Origin of the sequence: Gloeocapsopsis crepidinum LEGE 06123 (genome assembly GCF_015207655.1) — a bacterium.
Taxonomy (GTDB): domain Bacteria; phylum Cyanobacteriota; class Cyanobacteriia; order Cyanobacteriales; family Chroococcidiopsidaceae; genus Gloeocapsopsis; species Gloeocapsopsis crepidinum.
The window spans coordinates 1-2,877 of sequence record NZ_JADEWN010000133.1; the positions used below are offsets into that span (position 1 = coordinate 1).

The 2,877-nt window shown below is 35.7% G+C and carries 3 protein-coding genes; all 3 read left to right on the forward strand.

What is annotated here, in order from left to right; genetic code table 11:
• Nucleotides 1-621 precede the first annotated feature (621 nt).
• The 3 genes from IQ230_RS26095 to IQ230_RS26105 are packed head-to-tail and all read left to right on the forward strand — an operon-like array spanning nt 622 to nt 2,587.
• Complete coding sequence (locus tag IQ230_RS26095) at nt 622-813, forward strand: hypothetical protein (RefSeq protein ID WP_193935079.1); 192 nt, start codon at nt 622-624, stop codon at nt 811-813.
• 60 nt (nt 814-873) lie between these two features.
• A complete protein-coding gene (locus tag IQ230_RS26100) occupies nt 874-1,890 on the forward strand; it encodes a hypothetical protein (RefSeq protein WP_193935080.1) in 1,017 nt (338 codons plus the stop codon).
• Between the two features lie 7 nt (nt 1,891-1,897).
• On the forward strand, nt 1,898-2,587 hold the full coding sequence (locus IQ230_RS26105; protein ID WP_193935081.1) for a glycosyltransferase family 2 protein: 690 nt from the start codon (nt 1,898-1,900) through the stop codon (nt 2,585-2,587).
• Nucleotides 2,588-2,877 lie beyond the last annotated feature (290 nt).

Sequence of the window (2,877 nt, forward strand, 5' to 3'; positions counted from 1 at the left end):
CTGATTGAGGTGTCACCTTGTGTGTATGCCTTAACTATTTTTTCTCGCAAGTCGAGCGAGTACGGTTTCATTAGACTTCATTTGTGTACTCCTCTTACTGTACCTCATAAACTTGCAATAGGCTGTATCATGCAAATAATGATTTTCCGTTGCATAAATTATCAAGGCTAGTAGGTAATAGTGAAGAGGTCATTAAAGAGTATTATTTACGTTTAGATATCGAGCGTATCAGTTTACCTGGAGTGATACAGGCAAGTGAGCTAAGTAAATTATCAGTTTAGCTAAACTAATCTCAGTTTGATTCATCAATAAACCTTGTGTCACCCGCATAAGGTTTTTTTATTAGCTATCTCTTTAAGCTTCTTTATCCGCTTTTCCCAATTCCTGCACAATCTCCATCCATAGGTTACTTGGTAGTAGATCAGGCTTGCAGTCTTGCGCTTTGATTTCCAAGCTGTTTTAGTCCAGTGCTGTAAGTGTGGCAAGCTCCTAGCAATATCTACTGAGTAAGCGCTTTTGCAAGGCTGCTTATTCAGCCAGTTGCATAGTTCCTCTAACTCTTCAATTTCAGATGCATCTATCATAGCGATCGCCCTCAACTAATGATTATTGTAAAGAGCTATGACAAAGCAAGCATATACAACAATCTGGTGTGCTATCGCCTTCACACTAGCGTGCAAAGAATTAAGCCGTCGTACCGGAGTGGCAGCGGCTGACTGGCACTCAGAATTAAGACGCCGTGCTTTTGATAAACTCAATCGGCTTTCTGATAATGAATTGGTGAAGTATATATCTGATAATTTTGGGGAATAGGGCGATCGCACTTTTTAAATAAATCGAATATCTTAGATCAAGCTCAAAAGTTATTACTCTATGCCAATTAGTAGTGTTAACCGTGCTCGTTCAATAGTCATTTCGCTTAACTCAGCAAGTGCTAGCAACATAATTACTGTCTATACAAGCAGTACTTTAACGCTAGGAAGTGAGTTTATTGAAGGATACACAATTGTTAGCTACAACTGTTTCGTTAAAAACCTTAAAGCTTTTGTTCAAATCAATAGCTTAGATGAAGTTGCACTTCCACTTTTTTCACCAAGAGATACAGAAACTGACAAGTTAATGAAAGTCATCGACTTGGAATGGAATAATCCAAGAAAACAACTTAATGTTTTTACCGGAATTAAGACAGATGACAACTGGCAACAAATAGGCAGCATTAGTTTAATTAACAACTATGGTTATCCGTTCAAGATTTATAACCTGATGGATCTATTTACCGATACGCTGGCATTAGAAATAGGCGATAACGGGAAAATCGGCGTGCAGATAGAAAACGTAGGTTATGGCTTCTTAGAAGCCTCAGATTTAGTGACTATTCATGGATCATATGTAGAAGAAATATTTCTTAAGTCAACTGAAGTCACTAATTACTACATTTACGGTTCTAATCAAAACAATACAACTCCACCAGATAATACAACTCCACCAGATAATACAACTCCACCAGATAATACAACTCCACCAGATAATCAATTAGAGGATCAGGAAATGGCAAATTGGGTAATTAAAAGTGGTTCTCACCGAGCAAATATTGGAGAGAAGTTGGCATTTGTTCTTACTGATATAGCAACTTTGACTTTACCAAACAGTAACTTGACACCTGGCGGAGAAATTAAAGTTATTAAGCATTCTAATGATGAATACAATAGTTATCAGTTAGACATTTACGTAAATGGTGCTTTCTTTCAAGGTAAGTCAGTAGAGTCAATAACTTTAGAAGCAGACAATGATGAGGTAAGCTTTATTTTTGTCAATGATGATATTGGCTGGATACCTACAAAGCCTAATGCATTAATGATTGTAGAAACTTTACCATATGGAACTACTTGACATAATAGTGTCTACACATAACGGTGAAAAATATCTAGCTTTATGTATTGAAAGTATATTTTCACAAACATATTCTGACTTCAATTTAGTTGTTTGGAATGATGGTTCTTTAGATAACTCACTCTGCATTGCTAAAAAATATGCAAGCTTTGACTCTAGAGTGACAGTTGTTAATCAACAAAAACAACAAGGCTTTACTCAATCGCTGAGTCAAGCACTGAAAATGACAAGTAGTAAATATTTAGCTTGGGTAGATAGTGATGACTTGATTCTGCCAACTTGTCTAGAAGAAACAGTTAGCTTTCTAGAAAGCAATCCAAAGTATGGAATGGTTTACACGCAATATTTTGATATTGATGACAAAGGAGACACGTTAGGACTAGGACACCGATGTAAATATCAATACAGTCAAGATGTATTGTTGAAGCTTTTTATTACTTTCCACTTTCGGTTAATTAAAAGAACTGCTTTTGAAGTTATTGGAGGAATTGATGAAACGTACAAATTTGCAGCAGATTATGATTTGTGTTTAAGGTTATCAGAAACTTGTGACATCTATAATTTACAAAAACCTTTGTATTGTTACAGAAAACATCAAAACCAAATCTCAAATACATTTCGTAGACAACAAAGTTATTTTGCTCAAAAAGCAATTAATTCGGCAATTGTGAGAAGAAATGCTAATCAGTCCTTATAAAGATGAGCAAACTTACACTAATCATTTAGATGACTTTAAAATGCCTTATCGTTATTACGGTAAAACTGATTATGAGGTAATGAAGCACAGATACCTAAAATTGAATAATAACTCTTATGGCTATATCAGAAGATTTACAACACAACCTCGTTGAATTACCTATTACAGCCTATTGCAGTTTTATGAGGCACAGTAGCAACAGTGAGTAAACCAGTTTTTCAAATGCACGGGATTAATTAAATCGAGTGCAGTGGCAATGAGAAGATCAACCCTGAATGCAGTAGTTGGGG

Coding starts and splice junctions, on each gene's coding strand:
- IQ230_RS26095 (WP_193935079.1), top strand. CDS start 622: ATGACAAAGCAAGCATATACAACAATCTGGTGTGCTATCGCCTTCACA.
- IQ230_RS26100 (WP_193935080.1), top strand. CDS start 874: ATGCCAATTAGTAGTGTTAACCGTGCTCGTTCAATAGTCATTTCGCTT.